The organism is Rheinheimera aquimaris (assembly GCF_020531985.1).
GTDB classification, from domain to species: Bacteria; Pseudomonadota; Gammaproteobacteria; order Enterobacterales; family Alteromonadaceae; genus Alishewanella; species Alishewanella aquimaris.
The window spans coordinates 790936-812587 of the sequence record NZ_JAJAVQ010000001.1 but is presented as its reverse complement, the minus strand read 5'-3'; the positions used below and the strand labels follow the sequence as shown (position 1 = coordinate 812587).

Genomic DNA, 21652 nt, shown 5'->3' with positions numbered 1-21652 from the left:
CTATGCTTTTTGTTCACGGCTCACTGGCAATGGGAGGTGTCGAAACCTTCATTTTAAGGATGGCAAAACAGCGTGCAGCGGAAAATAAAACTACCGTAATTATCTTGCTGTCCGCAGAGCACAGAAGTGACAGCGGTTTGGTGATGGAAGCCAGAAAGTATGCAACTTTGTTATTTTTACCGGATCTTACCCGCTTGCCAAGGGTACTCGCGCGGTATTTTCCTTTTCACTTGTCGTTATTATTGCCAATAAAGCCAGAGTTAGCTAAGTTGCTGAAAAATATTGAACATGTTCATGCAACCTCAGGCATATCAGCTTATTTTTATGCTCATATTTCAAAGTATTTGCCAGCAGAGGTTAAATTCACTATTGGCGTCTATCATTCGCTCGAGTTCAGCTGGGGGGGGCGGGCTCTGCCCTATTTTGAGCGGAAAAACAGATCATTGTTTTTCGATAAAATCAGTAAAAGTAGCATCATTTTTTTCAATGAGTCGATGGTGCCGTTATACGAGAAAGTTAGTGGACAATCGTTCCAGGCAGTAAACTTGTTCCCGCTGGGTGTTATCGAGTCGTCTGATACCGACCTGAAGCAGATATCTCAGCCTCAGGGCAGCGGTAATTCTCTGAAGCTGGTTTCTGTCGGCAGGCTGGTACCATTCAAAACATATAATCTGCACATGATTGATGTGGTTGCCAAGCTTTTGCAAGATGGTATTGCAGTTGAATACGATATATACGGTGATGGCCCACTTGAGCCGGACATGAAGAAAAAGATCTCTGAGCAAGGTCTGCAAAAACATATAAATCTCAAAGGCATATTAGATTATGACCGCTTTTCTGAAGTAGTATCGTCCTATGATATTTTTATCGGTTCAGGCTCGGCCATCGTTCAGGCGGCAGGTCTCGGTGTAAGTGCTATTGTAGGTATTGAAAATACCGCTTTAGCAGAAACCTATGGCTTTCTTGCAGAGCTAGATGGGTTTTCGTACAACGAAGATGGTTTGTATGCCAAGAGACCTATAGTGGAAGTGCTGCAAAGTTATAGCAAATTGCCAGCTGATGCGAGAGTATCTTTATCTCAGCGTCATATCGACAAAGCTAAAGAATTCTCGATGGCAAAATGTGTAGACAATTTTGATCGTATTCCCTGTTATACCCTCGATGCCAAAAGTGTATTCGGGCGCCTTCCTTTCTTAACCAGGTTTTGTTATTCGGCTAGTTTATTTATGTCATCTCTAAAGGCAAGGCTAAGTAACAGTTCGCTTTCTGAGCGAGTCAGGGAAAATAGCGTATGACGATGGCTAAGAATTAAATGAGAAAGCTCGTTACGCTGTTTATATCGCTTATTTATGCGGCTCTGTTGGCATCTGCGCCTATGGAAGGCGTGATGGATAGGGACAATTATCTGGAAATGGCCCGCGTTTCGCCACTGATTATTGCGAGACATGCGGGCCAAGGTGTGTCCTCTTTGATCGCAAATGAGCCGGTCTGGCTAGCGATTAATTCAGCGTTGGGTCTTGTCTTTGACGACGAAGTAGTCGTCAGAATTATAATTTTTTTTAGCGCCTTTATAGTGTCTTACCTGCTTTTGATAAATAACCCGAAGAATTTTTTCTGGTTATTATTAATACTGATTTTTCCGCAGGTGATGAAAAATTTTGTAGTTCATCTCAGACAAGGACTTGGTATTGCGGTATTTATGCTGGGTTGGTACTGCACCGGCAGAAAAAAAAAGATATTTTTTATAGGTTTATCGCCATTCATTCACTCAAGTTTTTTTATCATTATTGCCATAATGTTAGGCGGCTGGATTTTAAAAAAGCTAAGGACCGCTCCTGATGTTAGATTGCTGCTGTATTCCGCCGTCTCGCTCTCTCTTGCGTTACTGGTTACCCAACTAGCAGCAATTATTGGTGCGCGTCAGGCAAAAACAACAGCTGTGATGGACGAAGCTGCATCTGGAGTCGGCTTTTTATTCTGGAGTGTTGTGTTGGCTATTTTATTACTTCAAGGCAGACGTTTTCTGCATCAGCATACTATCGCAATGGGAGTTCTTATTTTTTATCTGGCATCCTATTTTTTTACACCTATCGCTGGTCGGGTGTTTGAAAGTGGTGTGTTATTGGTTTTACTTGCTGCCCTTGCTACTACTGGCTGGCGAAGAATTATGGTATTAACTATTCTTCTTGCTTTTAACGCTGCGCTCATGCTGGTTAAATATTCACAACCGTTAATGGGTTTTTCAGCTAATTGAGTTAGTAGAGTTAACCTGTAGACTATATGCATTTAGCTGATAAGGAGCTGAATTTTGGTTCTAGCTGCATGGCTAGCCAGTTCAAACCGTATGAAAATATTTATTTACGAGTTAACACGCGAAACAGGACAGCAAATAAATAGATATCTGTTATATGCGAATTCAGTTTCCTTTAATAATAAGTTTTTTATGTTGAACGTAACTGGCTGATTAACTACTTGCGCACTTATCCAGTGTTCTTACTTGATATTGGGTACCTGGTTAAACAAATATGAAGTTTACTTTTATGAGGGTAGAGTGTTAACAATCGTTCATATTATCAATGGATTGGAAAGCGGCGGTGCTGAGACATCTCTGTTCAATCTTTGCACTTATGACCAAAAAAATAGGCATATAGTCATTTCGCTAGTTGATGAAGGTCGTTATTACAGTCTGCTGAAAGAAAAGAACATCGAAGTTTACTGTTTGGATTTGAAAGGGAAAGGACTACTTGTTAAGAAGTTGTACCAACTGTACAGGTTGTTGAAAAAGGTCAGACCTGATGTCGTTCAGACTTGGATGTACCACTCAGACCTAATTGGTGGAGTGATAGCACGTCTGGCAGGTGTAAGAAAAGTATTTTGGGGAATAAGAAATAGTATTTTGACCCCAGAGTTGAGTAAGCGATCTACTATTCTTGTTTCCAGAATTTGTTCGTTACTAAGCTATTTCGTGCCTTACAAAATTATTTGTTGTGCAGACAAAGCATTGAGCGTGCATGCTAGTTTAGGTTACCGACGCTCTATAATGGAGGTAATTAATAACGGATACGTGCTTTCAAAGTTCAATCAAGACTCTAATCTTGCGACAGATTTTTTGTCAGAGATTAAGTATGAAGATACTGAAGTACTGCTGGGTTGTGTTGGTCGATTTGATCCAAATAAAGATCATAAAAACTTGCTTAATGCTTTAGCTATTGTGAAGAAACAAGGTTTAAATTTTCGTTGTTGTTTAGTGGGGAATCAAATGACGAAGGATAACCCACAATTAAGAACTTGGATTAATAGCAACAATCTTGATCAGGAAGTGTTGCTAATAGGGTTACGCAGTGACATTCCTGCTGTCATGAACGCTATTGATATCCACATATTGTCATCTGTAGCTGAAGCTTTCCCAAATGTTATTTGTGAAGCCATGGCATGTGGAACTCCATGCGTTAGCACTGATGTTGGAGATGCTGCAATTATAGTTGCTGATACAGGATGGATAGTGCCAGCTAGTGATGCAACGTTGTTAGCTGATGCCATTGTTTCTGCAATTAAAGCTCACAGTGATAAGTCTGTTTGGCAACAACGCAGTGCAGCGTGTCGTTCTAGAATAGTCGACAATTTTGGTGTAGAAAAAATGGTAGCTGCGTATCAACGTAGCTGGTCCAGTACTCTTTGAGTGATTCAGTTTGAATATTCTTTTTGTTATTACCCGCTCAGATGTGATGGGCGGAGCCAGCGTACATCTGCTCGATTTAGCAGTGGGGTTAAAGGCAAAAAAATACAACGTTCATATCCTTGCAGGTGAAACAGGTATTCTGCATCAGCAGGCTGCAGCCAGAAATCTGTCAATCTCCACTGTGCAGTCTTTAGTGCGTCAGATTCATCCATTGAAAGATGTCAAAGCCTATTTTGAATTGACGCAAGCTATTGCTAAGTTCAAACCAGATTTAGTGCATTTGCATTCATCAAAAGCGGGTTTGCTGGGTAGACTGGCATGCAAAGCCAGTGGGACCCCCTGCGTTTTTACAGCTCATGGCTGGGCTTTTACTGAAGGGGTGTCTGCCAAAAGGCGCTTTCTGTACAAGTGGTTAGAGAGGTGGGCTGCCCCGCTGGCGGGAAAAATTATTACTGTATCAGAGTACGATAGGAAACTTGCTATTAAGAATGATGTCTCCGCTGCATCACATATCTCGCTGGTTCATAATGGTGTTGCTGACAAAGCTCAAGAGGCAGGGATTGTGCATCATACTGAAAAGCCGGTTGTCCGTTTGATCATGGTGGCACGGTTTGAACAACCTAAAGATCAGCAACGATTGCTGAAAGTTTTATCGACACTGAAAACATTACCCTGTCATATTGAGTTTGTTGGTGATGGTCCTGAACTACCCAATGCTAAGTTGCTTAGTAAAAAGCTTGGCGTTTGTAATAAGGTAACTTTCAGCGGTGCTCGGAGTGATGTTCCACTGCGCCTGGCCAACGCAGATGTCTTCATCCTTCTTTCACATTGGGAAGGATTACCACTTACTATTTTAGAAGCGATGAGTTTTGGATTGCCTATTATAGCGTCAGATGTGGGTGGGGTTCATGAGACAATTGATGAAAAATGTGGTTTTTTGGTTCCTATGAACGACGATCGTGTGTTGTCAGATGCTTTGAAAAGTCTAGTAGTTTCTGCTTTGCTACGGGCGGATATGGGGCGCGCAGCGCGTGAGCGCTATCTGCAATATTTTACTCTGCAACGAATGATCAGCGACACTGAACAAGTTTATCGGGAAGTGGTGAAGAGTACATGAAAATAATGCTTACTGGAGCGAATGGTTTTATTGGCAGGGCATTAATGTCTTATCTGATCAAGCATAATCACAACGTGACTGCAGTGTTTAGAGATATCAAAAAAGCGGAGGGTTTGAACGTTCCCTCGTTGCAAACCATCCCTGACTTCGACATTGAACAATTGCGTAAGCTGGATTTTAATGGTGTGACTAGTGTTGTGCATTTGGCTGCAAGAGCACATGTTATTTCCGATAAAGTCACAAACCCTTTAGCAGAATTTCGTAAGGTAAACACAGACGCAACTCTTAATTTTGCTCGTATTGCTGCAGCTGCTGGGGTTAAGCGCTTTGTTTTTCTTAGTTCTGTAGGTGTCAACGGTATCAGTAATAATAAGCCGTTCAACATTGAACAACCGGCAGCGCCTGTTGAGGATTATGCTCAGTCAAAACTGGAGGCTGAGATTGGTTTGAGGAGGATTACATCTGAAACCGGTATCGAAGCTGTAATAATACGTCCCCCTCTTGTTTATGGGCCGGGGGCTCCTGGAAACTTTGGTAAATTGACTCAATTAGCTAAGAAAAACTTACCTCTTCCGTTAGGTGCAGTTTATAACAAACGTAGCCTGGTTGCGCTTGATAACCTTATAGACCTCATCATGACGTGTATTGAGCATCCAAAAGCAGCTAACCAGACTTTTTTGGTGAGTGATGACAATGATGTATCGACCACTGAATTACTAAGGATGATGACAAGAGCTGCAGGTAAACATCCCCGGTTGTTGCCGGTTCCGGTGAGCTGGCTAACGCTGGCAGGTAAACTGATAGGTAAAAAAGCCATAGTTGACAGGTTATGCAGTAATTTGCAGGTTGATATAACACATACGAAAGAAACATTAAATTGGAAACCGCCAGTATCAATGGAAGAGGGTATTAAGCGCTGTTTTGTTAATGAGGTTATATGTTAATCCGTTTGTTAGATATTGTTTTTGCACTGAGCGGTTTAGTGCTGGGTTTTCCGGTATTGATTTTACTTACAATTATTGGCCTGTTCGATACCGGTTCGCCAATCTTCAGGCAGCAGCGGGTAGGGCGCAATAAAAGGCCGTTTACGCTGGTAAAATTCCGCACGATGAAACCGGACACTGCGCATGTTGCCAGCCATCTGGCCAGTAGCAGTGCTATTACACCTTTTGGCGGCTTTTTACGTAAAACCAAACTCGATGAACTGCCGCAATTGTGGAATGTATTGTGGGGGGACATGAGCCTGGTGGGACCAAGACCATGTTTGTTTAATCAGCAAGAGCTGATAGATGAGCGCGAGCAACGTGGTGTGCTGACAGCCCGCCCTGGTATTACCGGGCTGGCACAAGTTAATGATATTGATATGTCGACACCTGTGTTATTGGCAGAAACAGACGCTAAAATGTTGCAAAGCCTGACGCTGGGCAATTATTTTAAATATATCGTCATGACGGTAGCCGGTAAGGGCAGTGGAGACCGTGTAAAAAAGGACTAACACAGGAGACAGGATGTCTGCTTTATATAACACCCCGCAGTTTATTCATCACGGCGCAGTCGATGGCGTTACAGGCTCTTGCCATGAATACCGCATCAGTGACGACTACGCGGTATTAATTGACTGCGGGCTATTTCAGGGCGCGGAGGTCTCTGCTTCCGGCTCTGCGCATACGCCGCAGATTGGCTTTGATATAGACCATATCAAAGCGTTGATTGTTACCCATGTCCATATTGACCATGTCGGGCGAATTCCCTATTTGCTTGCTGCCGGTTTTACCGGGCCGGTGTACTGCAGTATTGCCTCTGCTACCTTACTACCTTTAGTGTTGGAAGATGCGGTGAAAATGGGCATCAGTCGTGATCCAGCGCTGGTCGATGCGGTATTAGCACGGTTGCGCCGTCAGATTGTTCCTTGCGAGTTTAAACACTGGATAGATTTACCTGCTTTGGCATCTGCCTCGCCCCGTGTCAGGTTTCAGCCTGCCGGCCATATCCTTGGCTCTGCTTATATTGAACTTAGCCACAATACTGCTCTTAAGCGTGGCTATAAAACGATATTTTCAGGTGATTTAGGGGCACCCTATGCACCACTTTTACCCGCACCTAAATCACCTTATGCCGCTGATGAAGTGGTAATAGAAAGCACCTATGGTGACCGCCTGCATGATGAGCGTCGCTGCCGTATTGCCCGTTTAGAACAGGTGTTATTACACTCGTTGCAAGATAATGGCACTGTACTGTTTCCGGCGTTCAGTATTGGCCGTACCCAAGAGCTGCTGTATGAGCTGGAAGCGATTATTCACCGCCTGCGCGGGCAGAAAATTCACAGGCAGCTGCGTCGGGATGAGCTTCAGATTATTGTCGACTCGCCATTAGCGGCAAGGTTTAACGCCGCTTATGAGCAGCTAAAAGGCTGTTGGGATAACGAAGCCCGGCAACGTCTGAAGCAGGGCCGGCATCCGCTCAGTTTTGAGCAGCTTCATACGATTGAACATCACAGCCAGCATCTTGATTTATTGCAGTTTTTAAAGCGCTCGCGCCAGCCTGCGATAGTGATAGCCGCCAGCGGTATGTGCGAAGGCGGGCGGATAGTTAATTACCTGAAAGCTTTGCTGGACGATGCTGCACATCAGGTGGTCTTTGTCGGCTATCAGGCAAAAGGAACTTTAGGTCATGCCATACAGCAATACGGCCCTGTTGGTGGTTATGTTGATATTGACGGTGAGCGGATAAATATAAAGGCTGAAATTATTACGTTAAGCGGCTATTCAGCCCATGCCGACCAAGCTGGTTTAATTAAGTTTGTGCAGCACATGCGGCATAAACCAGAACGAGTGCGGATAGTGCATGGTGATAGTGCCGCCAAGCAGACGCTACAGGCAGCTTTTTTGTCACTGGGCATTAATGCTATGATCGCCAGCTAATGAGTCTTTTAATAGAAACTACAGCTTTGTCAGGAAAGGAAAATGATGTCTGGATCCGGGCTTAAAATTGCCGTTGCCGGTACGGGGTACGTTGGATTATCCAACGCTATGTTACTGGCACAGCACAACACAGTTGTGGCCGTTGATATCCTGCCGGAAAAAGTCGCGTTGTTAAACGCGGGAAAATCACCGATAGCCGATACTGAAATCCAGGATTTTCTGGCCAATAGTGCACTCGATTTTACCGCGACGCTGGATAAACAACAGGCTTATGCTGACGCTGACTTTGTGATTATTGCCACACCTACCGATTATGACCCTCAAACCAATTACTTTAACACTGCCAGCGTAGAGGCGGTGATCCGTGATGTACTGACGGTCAATCCGACTGCTGTGATGATTATTAAATCGACAGTCCCGGTCGGGTATACCAAGAACGCGAGACAACAGTTTGCTACTGACAATATTATATTTTCACCGGAGTTTTTGCGCGAAGGCAGAGCCTTGTACGATAACTTGCATCCATCGCGTATTATTGTTGGTGAGCAAAGCGAGCGCGCCACGCAGTTTGCAGCTCTGCTGCAGCAGGGCGCGGTAAAGCAACATATTCCGGTGCTTTATACCGACAGCACTGAGGCAGAAGCCATCAAGTTATTTTCAAATACTTATCTTGCGATGCGGGTAGCGTATTTTAACGAACTTGATAGCTATGCAGAAAGCCATGGTTTAAACAGCCGGCAGATTATTGAGGGGGTAGGGTTAGACCCGCGCATCGGCAATCACTACAATAACCCCAGTTTTGGCTATGGCGGTTACTGTTTACCAAAAGATACCAAGCAATTACTGGCAAACTATCGTGATGTGCCGAATAACATTATGCAGGCCATTGTTGATGCCAACCGCACGCGCAAAGATTTTATCGCTGACTCTATTTTGTCGCGTAACCCTAAAGTAGTAGGGGTGTATCGTCTGGTGATGAAAACCGGTTCGGATAACTTCCGCGCCTCGGCGATACAAGGCATTATGAAGCGGATAAAAGCGAAAGGCATTCAGGTCGTCGTGTACGAGCCTGAGCTGAAACAAGAGGATTTTTTCAACTCCAGAGTGATCCGGGATTTGGAAGAGTTTAAACAGCTGTCCGATGTCATTGTTGCTAACAGGCGCAGTGACTTATTAGCCGACGTAGCAGATAAAGTATATACACGGGATTTGTTTGGCAGTGATTAATACACGCCAACAGTAGAATTTAGCCATGGAGTTTAAATGAAAGTACTAAAAGCTGTTATACCGGTTGCAGGGCTTGGCACCCGGATGTTGCCTGCCACCAAGGCCATTCCGAAAGAAATGTTGCCGGTGGTTGACAAGCCACTGATCCAGTATGTCGTCAGTGAGTGCATAGCAGCTGGTATCAAACAGATAGTGCTGGTGACGCATTCATCAAAAAACAGTATTGAAAACCACTTTGACAAAAGCTTCGAGCTGGAATCAATGCTCGAAAAGCGGGTAAAACGGCAATTACTGGAAGAAGTTCAGGCTATCTGCCCTAAAGATGTCACTATTATGCATGTGCGGCAGGGCGAAGCGAAAGGTCTCGGCCACGCCGTATTGTGTGCTCTGCCGTTGGTTGGGGATGCGCCTTTTGCTGTTGTGCTGCCAGATGTACTTATTGACGGTTATGACAGCGATCTATCGCAGGAGAACCTTGCCAAAATGGTTAGCCTGTATGAGCAGACCGGTGTTAGTCAGGTGATGGTTGAGCCTGTGCCGCAACAAATGGTCAGTAGTTACGGTGTGGTTGATATCGGCGGCGAAACATTAGCATCTGATGCATCAGTAAAAATGACTGCTGTAGTAGAGAAGCCAGCTGTCAATCAGGCGCCGTCAAACCTGGCTGTGGTAGGGCGTTATGTTTTTAGTAAGCAAATCTGGCAGTGTCTGAAACGCACACCGGTTGGTGCCGGTGATGAAATTCAGTTAACCGATGCGATAGCGTTGCTGATGGAAAAAGAAACGGTAAACGCGTACCGTATTACCGGGCGCAGCCACGACTGTGGTAACAAACTCGGCTATATGCAAGCCTTTGTTGAATATGGTTTGCGCGATAAACATTTGGGCGTTCAGTTTCAGCAGTGGCTGGAACAGTTTGTTAGCGCTAAGTAAGTTTAAGCAGTATAACCAGCGATACAATGTTATACTTTCGCTTTTGCTAAATTGGCTCAGCAGCCAAAAAATAAAGAATAATTGGAGTGTTAGATGCTGGCTTGGTTATTAACCTTACCCCGCTCAGTAAAACGATTGATATCTGTATGTGCAGATATCTTTTTTTTAATCAGCTCCCTTATTGCTGGTTATTTTCTGACCCAGCCGACTAATCTGAATCATGTGCCACAAATAGCGATAGCGTTTGGCGTAACCTTACCTATCACCTTGTTTATTTTTACTAAGTTGGGTTTGTACCGCGCCGTTATCCGCTATATCGGCCAGCACGCGTTAGGCGCTGTGCTGGCCGGTATTGTCAGCAGTGCTTTTGTACTGGCGCTGCTGTTTGGGTTATTGCAGGTTCATGACAAAGGCAGTCTGATTTTTGTCTACGCCATACTGGCGCTGATCAGTTCTGGCGGTTTGCGTTTATTGGCCCGAATGTTTCTGGTGCAGCGTAATAATGGCCACAAAGAGCGGGTTCTTATCTATGGTGCAGGGTCGTCAGGCCGTCAGCTGGCGCAAGCGCTGATGAACGGAGAGCAGTATCACCCGGTAGTATTTGTTGATGATGATACAACGCTACACCGTTCAACTATTCTGGGGATTCCGGTAGGCTCTCAGACACAGATCACCAGCCTGATTAAATCTCACAATATTAGCCGTATTTTGTTGGCTGTGCCATCAGCCAGCAGGGGCCGGCGCAGAGAAGTGCTTGATGCATTGGAAGAGCTGCCAATCCCGGTACAATCGATACCAGGTATGAGTGATTTAATTGACGGCTCGATGCGCATCGATGAATTGCAGGACGTCAAGATTGAAGATCTGCTGGGCCGCGACCCGGTAGCACCAAAAAACAAACTGATGCTGGCCAACATTGCCGGTAAAGCCGTTATGGTGACAGGTGCTGGTGGCTCGATCGGATCGGAATTATGCCGGCAGATAATTAATTATGAGCCCAGAGTGTTGGTGTTGTTTGAGTGCTCTGAATTTGCGCTATATAACATTGAGCAGGAACTTTCCACGTTGATTAAGCAGCAACAACTTGATGTACAGGTTGTGCCTATTATGGGGTCTGTACAGCGACAAAGTTTGCTTGAAAACGTGATGCGGGCATTTTCTGTGCAAACGGTGTATCACGCCGCAGCGTATAAACATGTACCCTTAGTCGAGTTTAATGTCACAGAAGGCGTGCTGAATAATATATTTGGTACCCACTGTGCGGCAGAGGCGGCGATTAACACGGCAGTAGAGACTTTTGTACTGATTTCTACCGACAAAGCTGTGCGCCCGACTAATATCATGGGCGCGACCAAGCGTATGGCTGAGTTGGTTCTGCAAGCCTTGTCTCAGCGCCAAAGCGGTACGCGTTTTTGTATGGTGCGCTTTGGTAATGTTTTGGGTTCAAGCGGCTCGGTTGTGCCACTTTTTCGTGAACAGATCCGTCGCGGCGGGCCGGTAACGGTAACGCACAAAGATATCATCCGTTATTTTATGACTATCCCTGAAGCGGCACAATTAGTTATTCAGGCAGGCGCCATGGGGCAGGGCGGTGATGTATTTGTGCTCGACATGGGGGAGCCGGTGAAAATTGCCGACCTTGCCCGCCGAATGGTGCATTTGATGGGGCTGGAAGTAAAAGATGAAGTGCACCCCAATGGTGATGTAGAAATTCTGTACACGGGTTTAAGACCTGGCGAAAAACTGTATGAAGAATTGCTGATCAGCGGCAATGAGCAACGCACTGACCATCCCCGTATTATGAAAGCAAACGAGTCGGCCTTGAGCTGGAGCGCAATGCAGCAGTTGCTGATGAGCCTCAAAGCAGTATGCGAAGATTATAATGTCGAGGCTATCAGATCATTGCTACTTAATGAGTACGTTGCTTTTTCACCATCCGATGGTAACTGTGATTTGGTATCGCAGACATTAGTACCTGAAAATGTAGGTAGTAAAATTAAACGTGTTATTTAAATCAGCTGTACTCCATTTTGATGTTATGGAGTCACCGCCACTCGTAACTATCTATATTGCAACTCAGAACCGCCCGGATATGCTTGTCAGGGCTGTCAGCAGCTGTGTGGCTCAGACATATTCACCGCTTGAAGTTATCGTGGTCGATGATGGGTCTGAAGAGGTTAATGCTCAGAGAAACCAGAAACTACTGGCAGACTACCCTCAGGTAAAATATGTCCGCTTGCCACAGCCAGCCGGTGCGCCAGTAGCGAGAAACACAGCCATTAACCTGGCGCAGGGTGAGTTTATTACTGGTCTGGATGATGATGATGAGTTTAAACCAGAGCGAGTGAGTGAATTACTACAACACTGGTATAGTAATTCTGATTGCACATTTTTATGCACCGGTTATACCGTTATTTCCGAAGGAAACAGGGTATTTAAGTTTGCGCGAAGGGCCAGGACAATAAACTATCAGCATTTGCTGTATGCAAATGTTGTCGGTAATCAGTTGTTTACGTTGACATCAACCTTACGTGCTATTGATGGATTTGACCCCTCGTTACCCAGCTGTCAGGACTATGACACCTGGCTGCGGCTTGCGGCAGCTTTTGGCAAGGGCTACCGAATTAATAGTACGAGCTACATATTGCATCAGGAACACCAGTCTGGGCGGATCTCAGTCTCAGAAAGGCGCGAGGCAGGTTATAAATTATTGCTTGATAAACACCGTAAATTTATGACAAATGCGCAGCTCGCCAGTCATCAAGTTAACTATGCGCTGCATAACAATAAAGCTATGCCGTGGGGAGCGTTTTTTCGACTACCCTTAACACAATGCCTTCGGGTGCTAAAGACATTGTTAGTCAGGCATGGTTGGAGCCGACTATTTGTCAGCAGAGGATTGCCGCGTTGAAATCACTCTGTTTTGTACATCAATCCAAAGCTCAATTACCTGAGCTACAAGCTTATGCAGAATATTTCCGTCATAAATATCAGGTCGTTATCAACACACCGGACGCGAATCTGCAAGGATACGATATTGTATGGTTCTTTATGGGGTACTTCCATTATAAGCCTCAGCCTCATCAGTTCATAGTGCATGAATATGCGTCGCTATCCACACCTCCGTTCGCAAGGTTCAAAGATCAGTTAAAGCAGATGTTAAATATCCGTCCTCATCTGCGTGTATTTCAGAACCCTCGCCAGAGCGATTTGCTCCAGTTCAATGACGATGTGCCTGTGCGCTACCGGGATATGGGATTATCAGGTCATTTCACGACCCAACTTTATACAGACAAAAAGTGTGATCTTATTTATGTCGGTTCGATGAACAAAAGTCGGCAGTTAGAAAGAGCTATTGACACAGTGCTTAAATTGCGGCCTCATGCCAGTATGTGGCTTGTAGGACAGCCCGTAGCATACTTGCAGCGCCGTTATCAGCATCACGCAAACATTCGGTTTATAGGTGCGGTACCTAACAGTCAAATTCCTCAGTTACTGAATCAAGCCAGATTCGGGTTAAATTATGTGCCAGACGTATACCCATACAATTTTCAGACCTCTACCAAAATGTTGGAATATGTCGCTTGCGGCTTGCCGGTGATTGGTAACAGAACCGCCTGGGTTAATAGTTTCCTGACGAACCACAAACTTCAATATCACGATATTAATCAGTTAAAAATATGGCCTACACCTGGCGCGGTGACTGTCGCCTCAGAGGTTTTACAAAGCTGGAGCTGGCAGCAACGAATAGCTGACGCTGGCTTTGAAACTATTTTGCCTTAATAACGTCAGACGAATCGGCAGTTGCCTTGTTCATGCCAGAGGCATACGGTAATATGCGACAACATTGTAATAAGTCAGTTTATACAACAGGATATTCCATGAAGTTTAAGCAAGTTCGCGGTTTTACGCTGATAGAGCTATTGATAGTGATCGTGATTGTTGGCTTGTTAGCCTCACTGGTAGCACCAGAAATGTTTTCTAAAGTTGATTCTTCCCGAATTAAGACTGCTAAAGCGCAAATGGAAATGCTGGAAACCTCACTTAATACGTACCGCTTAGATATGGGAAATTATCCAGAAAACCTGAACGAGCTGGTACGAAGTGAAAACAAAAACTGGGACGGCCCCTATTTGCCTAAAGAGGTTCCTGTTGACCCGTGGGGTAATCCCTATGTGTACAGCAATAAAAGTGATGCAGGTATAGGTTTTTCTATTATGTCTTATGGGCGTGATGGCCGGCCTGGCGGCGAAGGCGATGATGCGGACATTATTCACAAATGAGCGCTCTGCCGGCCCTATTGCAACAAAGTTTTGCCGTAAGTTCTGCGGATATTGAAAAGGCAACAGCATTTCAGCGCAAATATGGTGGCCAGCTAGAGCAAATACTGGTCAGTATGGGAAGTTTGTCTTCAGAAACCTTACCGGATATTTATGCCAGGTTACTGCGTTTGCCGATGCTGTCTGATGTGCAATTGGATAGTTGGCAGTTACCCGAACAAGCCCGCATATTGCCTGTAGAGATATTGGCTGAGAAAGGTTGGTTACCTTTCGCTTTTACTGAGGATGCCTGGCACTTTGCAACCACGGCACCATTGAATAAAGATGCACAGGAGATAGTTGTTTCTCTTGGGTTATCTTGCCAGTTAAGCGTTGTCACTAATGAACAGTTTAACAAGATGGCGGCATTGGCCAGACAAGTTGATGACAATGCAGGAAGCGGAGAGCTTACTTCCGTTGAAGAGTCCAGGTTAAGAGAACTGGCTTCAGAAGCGCCAACCGTTAATTTACTCAACGCACTCATCACTAAAGCACTGCGTCAGCGTGCATCTGACATGCATGTTGAACCAACAGGTAGCCGCGGAAAGGTTCGGTTTCGTATTGACGGCGTACTGCAGGATATAGAGACCATTCCGGCAACATTATTACTGCCAGTCATCACGCGTTTAAAGATCCTCAGTAACATGGATATTGCGGAAAAGCGCCGGCCGCAGGACGGTAAAATAGAAATGCGCATCGGTGGTATAGATTTAGATATCCGTGTCTCTGCTCTGCCGTTAAATGATGGCGAGAGCGTTGTAATGCGTTTTTTGCGCAAAGATGCTATTCGTTACGATATGGCGGTGCTTGGTATAGCGCCGGATATCGAACAAAAGATTTTGCAGGATATTCAAACTACTGCAGGCGTTGTTTTATTAACTGGCCCAACTGGCTCCGGTAAAACCACCAGTTTATATACGTTTTTAAATAAGCTTAATACACCGGGAGTGAAGATAATTACACTGGAAGACCCGGTGGAGTATCAGCTTGATGGCATCAATCAGGTACAGGTACAGGCTGATATTGGTTTTGATTTCGCAGCTGGTCTTCGCAGTATTGTGCGGCAAGATCCTGACATTATTATGCTTGGTGAGATCCGAGACAAAGAAACTGCAGCTATTGCGATGCAGTCTGCCCTGACCGGTCACCTGGTATTTTCAACGGTGCATACCAATGATGCCCCCAGTGCTTACACCCGTTTGCTGGATTTAGGCGTTGAAGAGTTTTTGCTCAATGCGGCGCTGGTTTCTATCGTCGCACAACGCCTTGTCAGGCGCCTTTGTGAACACTGCGCAGCTCCTGCTTCTAATGCTGACGAGCTGACAGAGCGCTATCAGTTACAGCATTACGCCGACGAATTAAATAACGGCCAACTTCATTTATGTCAGGCCGTTGGCTGCGAGCATTGTAATCACTCAGGTTACAAGGGGCGGGTCGCGATAATTGAGTATTTACGCTGCAGTGATGAGATTAAAGCACTGCCCAAAGACCAGAACTTTATTCAGCTGGCGCGTAAAGTAAACAAGCAACAGCAAGGCAGAACATTACTGGAAGATGGCTTGTTAAAAGCCATGCAGGGCACAACAACCATCGATGAAGTATTAAGGGTGGCAGGCTGATGCCCCAGTATGAATACAATGGATATGATAAAGCAGGCGCCCGAGTAAGCGGTAGCATTACTGCTGAGTCGTTGTCTGCTGCTCAGCAACTGCTGAAAAAGCAAGGTTTGTTGTTAAAGTCGGTTAAAGAGGAACAGCTTAATCAGCAGGCAGCGCTGTTTAGTACCGACAAAATCGGTATTGCTGATATCGAGTTTTTGACTGCTGAGCTATCGTTGCTGCTGGATTCTGGCCTTAAAATAGACAAAGGCATAGAGTTGTTGAAGTCAGCCAACAAAAAGCCATCTCTTGCCAGGCTACTGAATAAAATCAGTACGGAGTTACGCAGCGGTAAGCAGCTTTCGCAGGTATTAGCGGGTTTCCCGGATTATTTCGATGCCTTGTACGTCAACTTGGTCAGCATCGGCGAGAAAACCGGTCAGCTGTCAGATGTGTTCCGTCAATTGGCAAGTGACCTGGCGTTCAGACGCGATCTGCAGAAAAAGATCTCACAAGCACTGACTTACCCAATGGTTATTCTGTTGGTTTGTATTGCTTCTGTAGTGTTTATTTTTAATTATGTCGTGCCCAACATGGCGACTATGTTTGAGCGGCAACAAGATTTACCCTTTTACACAACCATGTTATTGAGCACTTCTGCCTGGTTGCAGCAGTATCAGCTTATTCTACTTGTCGTTTTGGTTTTATTGGGCGTCTTGGTAGTACAAGGCCGTAAACGCCCTGCATTTCAACGGCGCTGGCAATGGCTTGCTATCCGTATACCTGTAGTGTCGTCGGCTGTTTTACAGGTTGAGCGTATTCGTTTTAACGGCGGTTTAGCCATGATGCTGCAAGCAGGTGTTGCGGTGGATCAGGCGTTGGATCTGGCGAATGGCAACATAAAACAAGCTGAGCTTCGAGCAGAAATGCAAATCGCAATAGGCAAAATAAAGCGTGGTGAACAGCTATCTTCTGCGTTACGTCAAACCCGTTTATTCCCGGACTTTTTTGCGTCGCTGCTGAGTGTAGGAGAGGAAAGTGGAGAGCTGGCGAGGATTTTTCAAGAAATTGCCCAGCGTTGCCAACGCCAGTTTACTGACTGGGTGACCCGTTTTACCAGTTTATTAGAGCCTCTGCTTATTCTGGTCATGGGGGGCATCGTGGGTGGCGTCGTCGTGATTATGATGCTCAGTATTACGTCTGCAACCGATGTCGGATTGTAACTGCAGGTGATTATGCAGACACGCAAGGGGTTCACTTTAATTGAGTTGTTAGTCGTTATAGCGATTATGACGACAGTGCTGACTCTGGTTGCACCTTTGATGATATCTCAGGTAGATAAAACCAAAGCCGCAGCTGAATTTGCTGAAGCTGAGCAGTATATCAACGACAGTGCAAAAGTCGCTTTCTTACGTGGCCAGTCGATTCAATTTGTGTTCGAGGGTAAGCAGCTTAGCAGGCGAATAGGCAGCGAAGAAATCGTGCTTAGCTTTGAATACATTTTTTTTCCTCTTCAAACGCTGCATTTTAATGCCAATGGTTTTACAGCAACTAAGTCCATTGAAATAAAAACGCTGAACCGGACAGAACATCTTGCGCTGAAGGGGTAGCCGTGAACCGACAGTCAGGCCTGACATTAATTGAAGTGCTGATAGCGGCGGTTATCTTATTCGCAGCGCTTAGTCTTGCATCTGTGACCATCAGTTCTTTGCGAAGTAACAGTGCATCAGCTGAGCGGCTTATCGCTACGTTGCAGCCTGCCCGCATGATAGCACTGTCGGTGCGTCAGCAAATCAGAGATAACCCGGAAACCGCACGCAGTGGTAGCGGGCAGCTAAACGGTGTCGGGTTCTCCTGGCAAGCAGAAGTGATTAAGCGTGGTTCAGCCCCTGAGCAGTTCGACTTTAATAGCGGCAGCGTTATTGCACCGCCTGAGCGCTTTCTTCTGTTGTTGGTAAAATTACAGCTTGAATATCAGGGCAGGACAGAGCAACTTGAATTTAAGGAGCTGGCATGGCTGCCTATGGGCGTTTAAGAGCCGGCTTCACTTTGATAGAGTTGTTAATCGCTATGAGCATCATGCTTATGATGCTGGTGTTAGCGGCTACGGCCTATCAGCTTTACACTGACAGCTGGAAACGTGATTTATCCAAAGTAGAGCAGCGCTATCAGGCATTCCGTGGCACCGAATTATTGCTCGACGCCATTCAGGCTACTTTGCCGCTGTCTGTTACCAACCACGGAGGAAGGGCATATTACTTTCTTGGGCGTGAAGAAGGTTTTACTGCGGTAACTTATGCTCCTATTCATCAAACTGGTTCACCTGCGGTTATCCGGGTATTTCGTGAGCTTAATGATAATGGCCGTTTTAGGTTGGTGTATGAAGAAGCATCACTGGTAAATACCGTGCTCAAAGACGCCGATCAGGTCTTGCCTTTTAGTTATCGGGCAGTCATTGCAGATGATTTACCGTCTTTGTCTTTTGCTTATTATGGCTGGGACAGTCAGGCGACCCAAATGGCCGCATCTGGCGATGTTGACGTTGCTATATCTAAAGCACCGCAATGGTTCGATGAGTATGATGCGTTGGTCAAGCGATTACATCCGGAAAAGTTGTTAATACAGCTAGGTGACTTCCGCTTGCAGTTTGATATCGCCAACCGTAATCGCATTAATGCGTTGGCTGACTATGAGAACCCGGTATGAAGCAAAAAGGAATTGCACTAATTCAGGTTTTGCTGCTTAGCACAATACTCACTGTTATGCTGCTTTCGATGCATCACCAGGCCAGACAACATTTAAAACTGGCACAAGCTGTACGGGACTACACTTTTGCGAATATGGCATTACAAAGTGCCGAGGCCGAAATACTATTCACCATGTTGAGTACGCAGCCAGCACTAATGCATCAGAGTGAGGGCCTGCAGCAATGGAACTTTCATGGCCAGCCTTTTGAGTTTAATGGCGTTGAACTGATTGTTCAGGATACGTCTGGCCTGCTTAACGCGGCAAGTCCGCCTGAGTTCCTGCTTACTCGCTTTGCAGAGCGTTATGGAGGCCCGTCAGCTCTTGGCAGGCAGCTCGCTGCTGCGTTGGCTGATTGGCAGGATAAAGATAACTTGCCCCGTCTTGATGGTGCAGAGCAACAAGATTATGCAGAAGGCTTTATTCGTAACTCACCAATACAGTACATAGAAGAGTGGCTGTTTGTTAAGGGGGTGACACCGGAGCTGTTTCAACATATCCGGCCACTACTGACGTTGTTTCCTCAAGGCGTGAATCTGAACCAGCAACCTGATGCGCTATGGCAATTAAGTCTTGACGATACTGCCTATAAAGAATTACTTCTCGCGCGTGAAAAAGGGCAGTTAACCAGCCAGTTATATGAAACAGTAACAGGTAGGGTAGTTGACGAGTTTGACCGGTTTAGCACCGGGCCGGGCTATAGAATAAACTTCACAGTACAAAATGGCGATGTTAGACTAAGTCGCGAAATGACTTTTCGGCTTATGCCATATCAAAAGCAACCTTTTGATATTTACGAATATCGCATGCGAACCCCGCCAACGGATATTATGAATGCAGTTTCACTTAATTAAACAGTTAACCACTAAGCCTATGCGGTGGTTACTGCAGAAGAATATAAGCTATTGGCATAAAACGGCATTCCGTTTTAGCTTCAGTGGCGATGGGTATACGCTGAAGCCTTCAGAAAGTTGTGGCTCGGTGGTGGTTTTAGCGCGCAATCACTATCAGGAGTTTATTCACCTATATCCTGTTGCGCAGTTAAGCGAGCTGAAACAAATATTGCATACCGAATATCCGCAAGCTGGTGTTTTACATTATATCGGGCCAGAGCAGGATCAACGTCGCTCAGTCTGTACCATTGTGATCCACCCGGACACCTTGCAGCAATTTAGCCGTTTAACGTTGTTGATCCCGGAATCGTTGTTACTTTGGCATGCACTGAAGTCGGACAATGCTATTTATCAATGCGATAGCTTTGCCCGTTATTTTTTATATAGTGCAGCGGCGGTTCCTGTATCACAGCAAATTGGTGCTTTTTGTCCAGATGTTACAAGCTTTGCACTAAACAACGGCATACCTGATCAGGTAGCGCTAAAACATGTTGATGCTGACAGTTATGCTAATAAGTTAGTACAGGCACTGGCGAACTCAGTGTTTGTTATTGCAAAACTGGCTGTTTTAGTCAGGCCTCAGGTTAAACAAATACAGTTGCCGTTTAAAGCCATAGCTATTACTGCTGCGGTCTCATTATTGCTTTATATTGTCCTGGTAACCGCATATTACAGTGTGTTGATCGATAACAGAAAAGATCAGCTCGCTGAGTTGGGTGGCAGTGTTAATCAGTTACTTGATATACAGCAGAGCGTGCAAAAGATCAGTGATGATGTAGACACCTTGCGTGCACTGCGTGAAAACAAGCAATTTACTGCGCATGTTTGGCAGATAGTCTTGCCATTATTACAGAACGATAGCAGTGTTCAGCTGCAGGACATTGCCAGCCAGTCTGAGCGTATAGTCATTCGCGGTAAAGCAGACCAGGCAACATCTGTACTTACTACCCTGCAGGCTTCAAATGTAGTAACAGATGCACGTTTTGACGCACCAGTAAGACGTGATCGTGACAAAGATGCTTTTGTTATCAGTATATTGTTGGTGCAACAACAGGAACAGCCTATTGCGCAGCAGGCGGAGGGCAGTGATGTTACGGAATAAGCCTTTGCTGCTCACTATTTTGGCGATACTCGTGCTTGCCCGCTTTGTACTTGTTCCGCTACAGCAACAACAACAGGCGCAATATCAGCAGCTAGATGCATTAACCAAACGTTTGCAGCGTTCTGAAGCATTACTGCAGCAGAAGCAAAAATTAGCGTTATTACAGACTGAACAACAGCAATACCTTGACCAGTTATTGCAACCCTTTCCGGTGGTGGCCAATAGTTCACAATACAGGTTACAGTTGCAGCAACAACTGCAAAAACTGGCCACTGCACAAGGCGCTTCAGTAACCTTTTTCGATTGGCTGAGCGACACGCCCTTGCAGGTTTTTAATCTGCAGCGCAGTAGGGTTTCACTGCGTGTAAAAGGCACTGCGGCTAACGTTATGCTGCTGCACACCCAAATAGAACAGCAATTCCCGCATTTTATGTTTCGGGACATTAAAGCCAGCTGGCGCGGAGCATTAAATCAGCATAGCGAAATCGAATTAACGTTGTTGTTTGAAGCAGACTATCTGCTGCAGGAGGCGTCGTGAAAGCTGCATATAAACCGGTGCTGCTAACAGCGTTAATAACCGGCGCATTGTGCCTTGTGCATTTTTTAAGTGCAGTATATGTGCCGTCTCATGATGAGCAGCGGTCTTTGAGTATTCCTACACTCTCTGTTCTGCCACAGGGCGTTCCTTATCAACCGCAAGCGCTGCAGTCGACGATCGCTCAGTGGCGTATTCCGGCAGACAGCGATGCAAATGAAACAGAACAGACGAATAACGCCGCCCTGGCCAATTTTGATAAAACCGTACTTGGCGATACAACGGTGGCTTTACTGGCAATATATCAGCGGCAACAACCAACTGCTGTTTTGGCTTTGCAGCACATAGGAACGCCGATAACGTATGTGCAATTGACTGAGGGGGCTGATATTAATGGAATCGAGCTTACAGATATTAACCATCGGCATATAGTGCTTCAGCATGGTGCTGAGCAGGTTCAGTTGCAATTATTTAATCCCAATTCCGCGGTTCCTGATGAAAAGTATAAGAGCGTGAAGTAACTATGAATAATTTAAACAGATTGATCGCCGCGATAACTGCTAGCGCCTTGCTATCTAGTTGT

At 45.5% G+C, this 21652-nt stretch carries 22 protein-coding genes; all 22 read left to right on the top strand.

Going from position 1 to position 21652, the window contains the following annotated elements; translation table 11 throughout:
• Positions 1–2 precede the first annotated feature (2 nt).
• On the top strand, positions 3–1295 hold the full coding sequence (locus LHL18_RS03675; protein WP_226765816.1) for a glycosyltransferase: 1293 nt from the start codon (positions 3–5) through the stop codon (positions 1293–1295).
• A 17-nt stretch (positions 1296–1312) separates the two neighbouring features.
• Positions 1313–2254, top strand: coding sequence for an EpsG family protein (locus tag LHL18_RS03670; protein ID WP_226765815.1), 942 nt, complete (start codon positions 1313–1315; stop codon positions 2252–2254).
• 297 nt (positions 2255–2551) lie between these two features.
• Entirely contained in the window at positions 2552–3679 is a 1128-nt protein-coding gene (locus LHL18_RS03665; RefSeq protein ID WP_226765814.1) for a glycosyltransferase, read from the top strand.
• Between the two features lie 10 nt (positions 3680–3689).
• Positions 3690–4796, top strand: coding sequence for a glycosyltransferase family 4 protein (locus LHL18_RS03660; protein WP_226765813.1), 1107 nt, complete (start codon positions 3690–3692; stop codon positions 4794–4796).
• On the top strand, positions 4793–5740 hold the full coding sequence (locus LHL18_RS03655; protein ID WP_226765812.1) for a UDP-glucose 4-epimerase family protein: 948 nt from the start codon (positions 4793–4795) through the stop codon (positions 5738–5740). The genes LHL18_RS03660 and LHL18_RS03655 overlap by 4 nt, the downstream gene beginning before the upstream one ends.
• On the top strand, positions 5734–6291 hold the full coding sequence (locus tag LHL18_RS03650; protein WP_226765811.1) for a sugar transferase: 558 nt from the start codon (positions 5734–5736) through the stop codon (positions 6289–6291). The genes LHL18_RS03655 and LHL18_RS03650 overlap by 7 nt, the downstream gene beginning before the upstream one ends.
• A gap of 13 nt (positions 6292–6304) precedes the next feature.
• Entirely contained in the window at positions 6305–7717 is a 1413-nt protein-coding gene (locus tag LHL18_RS03645) for an MBL fold metallo-hydrolase RNA specificity domain-containing protein (RefSeq protein WP_226765810.1), read from the top strand.
• 45 nt (positions 7718–7762) lie between these two features.
• On the top strand, positions 7763–8944 hold the full coding sequence (locus LHL18_RS03640) for a nucleotide sugar dehydrogenase (RefSeq protein ID WP_226766002.1): 1182 nt from the start codon (positions 7763–7765) through the stop codon (positions 8942–8944).
• Between the two features lie 36 nt (positions 8945–8980).
• Positions 8981–9877, top strand: a complete 897-nt coding sequence (gene galU, locus LHL18_RS03635; protein ID WP_226765809.1) for a UTP--glucose-1-phosphate uridylyltransferase GalU — start codon at positions 8981–8983, stop codon at positions 9875–9877.
• 93 nt (positions 9878–9970) lie between these two features.
• Complete coding sequence (locus LHL18_RS03630; RefSeq protein WP_226765808.1) at positions 9971–11890, top strand: polysaccharide biosynthesis protein; 1920 nt, start codon at positions 9971–9973, stop codon at positions 11888–11890.
• A gap of 25 nt (positions 11891–11915) precedes the next feature.
• On the top strand, positions 11916–12788 hold the full coding sequence (locus LHL18_RS03625) for a glycosyltransferase (RefSeq protein ID WP_226766001.1): 873 nt from the start codon (positions 11916–11918) through the stop codon (positions 12786–12788).
• On the top strand, positions 12785–13660 hold the full coding sequence (locus LHL18_RS03620) for a glycosyltransferase family protein (protein ID WP_226765807.1): 876 nt from the start codon (positions 12785–12787) through the stop codon (positions 13658–13660). Before LHL18_RS03625 ends, LHL18_RS03620 begins: the two co-directional genes overlap by 4 nt.
• Before the next feature lie 98 nt (positions 13661–13758).
• The gene (gene gspG, locus LHL18_RS03615; protein WP_134053917.1) at positions 13759–14160 is read left to right on the top strand and encodes a type II secretion system major pseudopilin GspG; all 402 of its coding nucleotides are present in this window, start codon (positions 13759–13761) and stop codon (positions 14158–14160) included.
• Positions 14157–15815 carry a GspE/PulE family protein gene (locus tag LHL18_RS03610; RefSeq protein WP_226765806.1) on the top strand — a complete coding sequence of 553 codons (1659 nt, stop codon included), beginning with the start codon at positions 14157–14159 and terminating at the stop codon, positions 15813–15815. Before gspG ends, LHL18_RS03610 begins: the two co-directional genes overlap by 4 nt.
• The gene (locus LHL18_RS03605; RefSeq protein ID WP_226765805.1) at positions 15815–17017 is read left to right on the top strand and encodes a type II secretion system F family protein; all 1203 of its coding nucleotides are present in this window, start codon (positions 15815–15817) and stop codon (positions 17015–17017) included. The genes LHL18_RS03610 and LHL18_RS03605 overlap by 1 nt, the downstream gene beginning before the upstream one ends.
• Positions 17018–17029: 12 nt before the next feature.
• On the top strand, positions 17030–17404 hold the full coding sequence (locus LHL18_RS03600) for a type II secretion system protein (RefSeq protein WP_134053923.1): 375 nt from the start codon (positions 17030–17032) through the stop codon (positions 17402–17404).
• Between the two features lie 2 nt (positions 17405–17406).
• Complete coding sequence (locus tag LHL18_RS03595) at positions 17407–17829, top strand: type IV pilus modification PilV family protein (protein WP_226765804.1); 423 nt, start codon at positions 17407–17409, stop codon at positions 17827–17829.
• A complete protein-coding gene (locus LHL18_RS03590) occupies positions 17808–18500 on the top strand; it encodes a PulJ/GspJ family protein (protein WP_226765803.1) in 693 nt (230 codons plus the stop codon). The genes LHL18_RS03595 and LHL18_RS03590 overlap by 22 nt, the downstream gene beginning before the upstream one ends.
• On the top strand, positions 18497–19393 hold the full coding sequence (locus tag LHL18_RS03585) for a type II secretion system minor pseudopilin (protein WP_226765802.1): 897 nt from the start codon (positions 18497–18499) through the stop codon (positions 19391–19393). Before LHL18_RS03590 ends, LHL18_RS03585 begins: the two co-directional genes overlap by 4 nt.
• Positions 19374–20534, top strand: a complete 1161-nt coding sequence (locus tag LHL18_RS03580; RefSeq protein WP_226765801.1) for a hypothetical protein — start codon at positions 19374–19376, stop codon at positions 20532–20534. Before LHL18_RS03585 ends, LHL18_RS03580 begins: the two co-directional genes overlap by 20 nt.
• Complete coding sequence (locus tag LHL18_RS03575) at positions 20521–21072, top strand: hypothetical protein (protein ID WP_226765800.1); 552 nt, start codon at positions 20521–20523, stop codon at positions 21070–21072. The genes LHL18_RS03580 and LHL18_RS03575 overlap by 14 nt, the downstream gene beginning before the upstream one ends.
• Complete coding sequence (locus tag LHL18_RS03570; protein WP_226765799.1) at positions 21069–21590, top strand: hypothetical protein; 522 nt, start codon at positions 21069–21071, stop codon at positions 21588–21590. Before LHL18_RS03575 ends, LHL18_RS03570 begins: the two co-directional genes overlap by 4 nt.
• Positions 21591–21652: the final 62 nt, after the last annotated feature.

Bases quoted from the DNA above. Each gene is read 5' to 3' on its own strand.
- LHL18_RS03675 (WP_226765816.1), top strand. From the start codon at position 3: ATGCTTTTTGTTCACGGCTCACTGGCAATGGGAGGTGTCGAAACCTTC.
- galU (WP_226765809.1), top strand. From the start codon at position 8,981: ATGAAAGTACTAAAAGCTGTTATACCGGTTGCAGGGCTTGGCACCCGG.
- LHL18_RS03590 (WP_226765803.1), top strand. From the start codon at position 17,808: ATGGCTGCCTATGGGCGTTTAAGAGCCGGCTTCACTTTGATAGAGTTG.
- LHL18_RS03655 (WP_226765812.1), top strand. From the start codon at position 4,793: ATGAAAATAATGCTTACTGGAGCGAATGGTTTTATTGGCAGGGCATTA.
- LHL18_RS03670 (WP_226765815.1), top strand. From the start codon at position 1,313: ATGAGAAAGCTCGTTACGCTGTTTATATCGCTTATTTATGCGGCTCTG.
- gspG (WP_134053917.1), top strand. From the start codon at position 13,759: ATGAAGTTTAAGCAAGTTCGCGGTTTTACGCTGATAGAGCTATTGATA.
- LHL18_RS03630 (WP_226765808.1), top strand. From the start codon at position 9,971: ATGCTGGCTTGGTTATTAACCTTACCCCGCTCAGTAAAACGATTGATA.
- LHL18_RS03580 (WP_226765801.1), top strand. From the start codon at position 19,374: ATGCAGTTTCACTTAATTAAACAGTTAACCACTAAGCCTATGCGGTGG.
- LHL18_RS03605 (WP_226765805.1), top strand. From the start codon at position 15,815: ATGCCCCAGTATGAATACAATGGATATGATAAAGCAGGCGCCCGAGTA.
- LHL18_RS03610 (WP_226765806.1), top strand. From the start codon at position 14,157: ATGAGCGCTCTGCCGGCCCTATTGCAACAAAGTTTTGCCGTAAGTTCT.
- LHL18_RS03640 (WP_226766002.1), top strand. From the start codon at position 7,763: ATGTCTGGATCCGGGCTTAAAATTGCCGTTGCCGGTACGGGGTACGTT.
- LHL18_RS03600 (WP_134053923.1), top strand. From the start codon at position 17,030: ATGCAGACACGCAAGGGGTTCACTTTAATTGAGTTGTTAGTCGTTATA.
- LHL18_RS03650 (WP_226765811.1), top strand. From the start codon at position 5,734: ATGTTAATCCGTTTGTTAGATATTGTTTTTGCACTGAGCGGTTTAGTG.
- LHL18_RS03625 (WP_226766001.1), top strand. From the start codon at position 11,916: ATGGAGTCACCGCCACTCGTAACTATCTATATTGCAACTCAGAACCGC.
- LHL18_RS03575 (WP_226765800.1), top strand. From the start codon at position 20,521: ATGTTACGGAATAAGCCTTTGCTGCTCACTATTTTGGCGATACTCGTG.
- LHL18_RS03585 (WP_226765802.1), top strand. From the start codon at position 18,497: ATGAAGCAAAAAGGAATTGCACTAATTCAGGTTTTGCTGCTTAGCACA.
- LHL18_RS03645 (WP_226765810.1), top strand. From the start codon at position 6,305: ATGTCTGCTTTATATAACACCCCGCAGTTTATTCATCACGGCGCAGTC.